Origin of the sequence: Cryobacterium sp. TMT2-15-1 (genome assembly GCF_004402345.1) — a bacterium.
In the GTDB taxonomy this organism is placed as follows: domain Bacteria; phylum Actinomycetota; class Actinomycetes; order Actinomycetales; family Microbacteriaceae; genus Cryobacterium; species Cryobacterium sandaracinum.
In genome coordinates this window covers 1-5,682 of record NZ_SOGD01000013.1, presented here as the reverse complement: position 1 = coordinate 5,682, position 5,682 = coordinate 1, and the positions used below count along the sequence as shown (strand labels likewise).

Sequence of the window (5,682 nt, the reverse complement as noted above, 5' to 3'; positions counted from 1 at the left end):
TGAAGTCGAGTGCGTCCGATCCTTGAGAACTCAACAGCGTGCACAATGTCAAATGCCAAAAACCTCGTGGTTTGGATCCGTTTCTAGCGGTGAAGGATCAGGAGATTCCTTTGGAAAACATTTAAACAACAAAGCAAGTCAGTAATGATTTGTTCTGTCAGTTTCAAACTTGTGGCTGGTCCGCCTATTCCGGTGGTCAGTCACTCTAGATGTGCCGTTGCCTTCGGGTTTCGTGCAGTCAAACATTTACGGAGAGTTTGATCCTGGCTCAGGACGAACGCTGGCGGCGTGCTTAACACATGCAAGTCGAACGGTGATGAGGAGCTTGCTTCTCTGATCAGTGGCGAACGGGTGAGTAACACGTGAGCAATCTGCCCTTGACTCTGGGATAAGCGTTGGAAACGACGTCTAATACCGGATACGACCTTGGAAGGCATCTTCTGGGGTGGAAAGAATTTTGGTCAAGGATGAGCTCGCGGCCTATCAGCTAGTTGGTGAGGTAATGGCTCACCAAGGCGACGACGGGTAGCCGGCCTGAGAGGGTGACCGGCCACACTGGGACTGAGACACGGCCCAGACTCCTACGGGAGGCAGCAGTGGGGAATATTGCACAATGGGCGAAAGCCTGATGCAGCAACGCCGCGTGAGGGACGACGGCCTTCGGGTTGTAAACCTCTTTTAGTAGGGAAGAAGCGTAAAAGTGACGGTACCTGCAGAAAAAGCACCGGCTAACTACGTGCCAGCAGCCGCGGTAATACGTAGGGTGCAAGCGTTGTCCGGAATTATTGGGCGTAAAGAGCTCGTAGGCGGTTTGTCGCGTCTGCTGTGAAAACCCGAGGCTCAACCTCGGGCCTGCAGTGGGTACGGGCAGACTAGAGTGCGGTAGGGGAGATTGGAATTCCTGGTGTAGCGGTGGAATGCGCAGATATCAGGAGGAACACCAATGGCGAAGGCAGATCTCTGGGCCGTAACTGACGCTGAGGAGCGAAAGCATGGGGAGCGAACAGGATTAGATACCCTGGTAGTCCATGCCGTAAACGTTGGGAACTAGATGTGGGGACCATTCCACGGTCTCCGTGTCGCAGCTAACGCATTAAGTTCCCCGCCTGGGGAGTACGGCCGCAAGGCTAAAACTCAAAGGAATTGACGGGGGCCCGCACAAGCGGCGGAGCATGCGGATTAATTCGATGCAACGCGAAGAACCTTACCAAGGCTTGACATATAGAGGAAACGTCTGGAAACAGTCGCCCCGCAAGGTCTCTATACAGGTGGTGCATGGTTGTCGTCAGCTCGTGTCGTGAGATGTTGGGTTAAGTCCCGCAACGAGCGCAACCCTCGTCCTATGTTGCCAGCACGTAATGGTGGGAACTCATGGGATACTGCCGGGGTCAACTCGGAGGAAGGTGGGGATGACGTCAAATCATCATGCCCCTTATGTCTTGGGCTTCACGCATGCTACAATGGCCGGTACAAAGGGCTGCAATACCGCAAGGTGGAGCGAATCCCAAAAAGCCGGTCTCAGTTCGGATTGAGGTCTGCAACTCGACCTCATGAAGTCGGAGTCGCTAGTAATCGCAGATCAGCAACGCTGCGGTGAATACGTTCCCGGGCCTTGTACACACCGCCCGTCAAGTCATGAAAGTCGGTAACACCCGAAGCCAGTGGCCTAACCCGCAAGGGGAGGAGCTGTCGAAGGTGGGATCGGTGATTAGGACTAAGTCGTAACAAGGTAGCCGTACCGGAAGGTGCGGCTGGATCACCTCCTTTCTAAGGAGCACAGCACCTCTCCTCTGTATACAGGGAGATCATGGTGCCAAGCCATTACGGAGACATACGTTCTCCGGTGGCGCTCATGGGTGGAACATTGACATTGATGCGTGGAGGACACTGGTGAACCCGGTACGCCGCGAGCTGTTTACAGCACGTCGGTTGGAATGGTTTGTCACTGAACGAAACGTATATGCACGCTGTTGGGTCCTGAGGGACCGGAACGTTCGTGGCTTCGGCCGGCGGATGAACCTTTCCTCTGGACCTTTTCTTGTCTCCATCACTTGGGGGCATGAGGGGGTACCGCCCGTACTTTGAGAACTACACAGTGGACGCGAGCATCTTAAATTTGACGGATTTCGGTCCGACAAATTACAAAGATCAAAGCACTCGTAAGAGTGTTTGATCATTGGTCAATTTCTGTTGCGAATTTATTCGTGACACCAATCGATTCAAACTCATGTGATTTCAAATTTCTAAGAGCAAACGGTGAATGCCTTGGCATGTAGAGCCGAAGAAGGACGTAGTAATCTGCGATAAGCCTCGGGGAGTTGATAAACGAACTGTGATCCGAGGATTTCCGAATGGGGAAACCCCGCCAGGCCCTTTGGGTGACCTGGTGACTCCCGCCTGAATATATAGGGCGGGTAGAGGGAACGTGGGGAAGTGAAACATCTCAGTACCCACAGGAAGAGAAAACAATAGTGATTCCGTTAGTAGTGGCGAGCGAAACCGGATGAGGCTAAACCGATCATGTGTGATAGCCGGCAGGCGTTGCATGGTCGGGGTTGCGGGACTTTTCTGCTGCTTCTGCCGAACAGTGAGGGTTAGAGCGTTGTATAGACGAACAGGATTGAAAGCCTGGTCATAGAGGGTGCGAACCCCGTAGTCGAAATGCAGTTATCGCCCGAAGAGTATCCCAAGTAGCACGGGGCCCGAGAAATCCCGTGTGAATCCGTCAGGACCACCTGATAAGCCTAAATACTCCTACATGACCGATAGTGAACAAGTACCGTGAGGGAAAGGTGAAAAGTACCCCGGGAGGGGAGTGAAATAGTACCTGAAACCGTTTGCTTACAAACCGTTGGAGCCAGCTTTGTTCTGGTGACAGCGTGCCTTTTGAAGAATGAGCCTGCGAGTTAGTGATATGTGGCGAGCTTAACCCGAGAGGGGAATGCGTAGCGAAAGCGAGTCTGAATAGGGCGATTCAGTCGCATGTCCTAGACCCGAAGCGAAGTGATCTATCCATGGCCAGGTTGAAGCGACGGTAAGACGTCGTGGAGGACCGAACCCACTTCAGTTGAAAATGGAGGGGATGAGCTGTGGATAGGGGTGAAAGGCCAATCAAACTTCGTGATAGCTGGTTCTCTCCGAAATGCATTTAGGTGCAGCGTTGCGTGTTTCTTGCCGGAGGTAGAGCTACTGGATGGCCGATGGGGCCTAAAAGCTTACTGACGTCAGCCAAACTCCGAATGCCGGTAAGTGAGAGCGCAGCAGTGAGACGGTGGGGGATAAGCTTCATCGTCGAGAGGGAAACAACCCAGACCACCAACTAAGGTCCCAAAGCGCGTGCTAAGTGGGAAAGGATGTGGAGTTGCACAGACAACCAGGAGGTTGGCTTAGAAGCAGCCACCCTTGAAAGAGTGCGTAATAGCTCACTGGTCAAGTGATTCCGCGCCGACAATGTAACGGGGCTCAAGCACGCCACCGAAGTTGTGGCATTGATATTTTTGGTAAGCCGCACCCTTGTGGTGTTGGTTCAGCCGTGTTGATGGGTAGGAGAGCGTCGTGTGGCCAGCGAAGCGGCGGTGTAAACCAGCCGTGGAGGCTACACGAGTGAGAATGCAGGCATGAGTAGCGAAAGACGGGTGAGAAACCCGTCCTCCGAAAGATCAAGGTTTCCAGGGCCAGGCTAATCCGCCCTGGGTAAGTCGGGACCTAAGGCGAGGCCGACAGGCGTAGTCGATGGACAACGGGTTTATATTCCCGTACTGGCGAAAAACCGCCCAAACTAATCCAGTAATGCTAAGCATCTGAATCCCCTAGATGGATCCCTTCGGGGTGAAGCGTGGGGCCTAGCGTGCGACCCTATGTTGGTGCGGTTAGCGTATTAACAGGTGTGACGCAGGAAGGTAGCTGAGCCGGGCGATGGTTGTCCCGGTCTAAGGATGTAGGCCGAGAGATAGGCAAATCCGTCTCTCATATCAGGCTGAGACCCGATGGGTAGTCCTCACGGACGAAATCAGTGATCCTATGCTGCCAAGAAAAGCATCGACGCGAGGTTTTAGTCACCCGTACCCCAAACCGACTCAGGTGATCAGGTAGAGAATACTAAGGAGATCGAGAGAATCGTGGTTAAGGAACTCGGCAAAATGCCCCCGTAACTTCGGGAGAAGGGGGGCCTGAGGCGTGAAGGGATTTACTCCTGGAGCGTTCGAAGGCCGCAGAGACCAGTGGGAAGCGACTGTTTACTAAAAACACAGGTCCGTGCCAAGTCGCAAGACGATGTATACGGACTGACGCCTGCCCGGTGCTGGAAGGTTAAGAGGAACGGTTAGCCGCAAGGCGAAGCTGAGAATTTAAGCCCCAGTAAACGGCGGTGGTAACTATAACCATCCTAAGGTAGCGAAATTCCTTGTCGGGTAAGTTCCGACCTGCACGAATGGCGTAACGACTTCCCAGCTGTCTCAACCGCGAACTCGGCGAAATTGCATTACGAGTAAAGATGCTCGTTACGCGCAGCAGGACGGAAAGACCCCGTGACCTTTACTACAGCTTGGTATTGGTGTTCGGTGTGGCTTGTGTAGGATAGGTGGGAGACTGTGAAGCTTGGACGCTAGTTCAGGTGGAGTCAACGTTGAAATACCACTCTGGTCATATTGGATATCTAACTTCGAACCGTGATCCGGTTCAGGGACAGTGCCTGGTGGGTAGTTTAACTGGGGCGGTTGCCTCCTAAAAAGTAACGGAGGCGCCCAAAGGTTCCCTCAACCTGGTTGGCAATCAGGTGTCGAGTGTAAGTGCACAAGGGAGCTTGACTGTGAGACTGACAAGTCGAGCAGGGACGAAAGTCGGGACTAGTGATCCGGCAGTGGCTTGTGGAAGCGCTGTCGCTCAACGGATAAAAGGTACCTCGGGGATAACAGGCTGATCTTGCCCAAGAGTCCATATCGACGGCATGGTTTGGCACCTCGATGTCGGCTCGTCGCATCCTGGGGCTGGAGTAGGTCCCAAGGGTTGGGCTGTTCGCCCATTAAAGCGGTACGCGAGCTGGGTTTAGAACGTCGTGAGACAGTTCGGTCCCTATCCGCTGCGCGCGCAGGAAATTTGAGAAGATCTATCCCTAGTACGAGAGGACCGGGATGGACGAACCTCTGGTGTGTCAGTTGTTCCGCCAGGAGCACCGCTGATTAGCTACGTTCGGAACGGATAACCGCTGAAAGCATCTAAGCGGGAAGCCGGCTTCGAGATGAGATTTCCATCCCTTCGGGGGAGAGGCTCGCAGCTAGACTACTGCGTTGATAGGCCGGATGTGGAAGAGGGGACTAAAGACCCTCGGAGCTGACCGGTACTAATAAGCCAATAATTTGATAACACACCAGTTTGAATAAGCTGCAAGCGTCCACTATGTGGTTCTCGATGTACGGTCGAGAACAACGCCCACACCGGCAACACACCGTGTGAGGGCTCTATAACTAAAAAATATAGAATCGATTCATCGAAAGATGTTTCGGCGGCTATAGCGAGAGGGAAACGCCCGGTCACATTCCGAACCCGGAAGCTAAGACTCTCTGCGCCGATGGTACTGCAGGGGGGACCCTGTGGGAGAGTAGGACACCGCCGGACTCAACGTAGCAACACACACAATGGCCACCCTCACGGGTGGCCATTGTGCGTTAACCACCACCCCGCCCC

The 5,682-nt window shown here is 53.7% G+C and carries 3 rRNA genes; all 3 read left to right on the top strand.

The features are described 5' to 3' along the window. The first annotated feature begins 245 nt into the window (after positions 1-245). The 3 genes from E3O62_RS03260 (at position 246) to rrf (ending at position 5,613) form a co-directional block, all read left to right on the top strand. A 16S ribosomal RNA gene (locus tag E3O62_RS03260) occupies positions 246-1,767 on the top strand. 466 nt (positions 1,768-2,233) lie between these two features. Further along, positions 2,234-5,362, top strand: a 23S ribosomal RNA gene (locus tag E3O62_RS03255). 134 nt (positions 5,363-5,496) lie between these two features. After that, positions 5,497-5,613, top strand: a 5S ribosomal RNA gene (gene rrf / locus E3O62_RS03250). Together the 16S, 23S and 5S rRNA genes form the textbook arrangement of a ribosomal RNA operon. Positions 5,614-5,682: the final 69 nt, after the last annotated feature.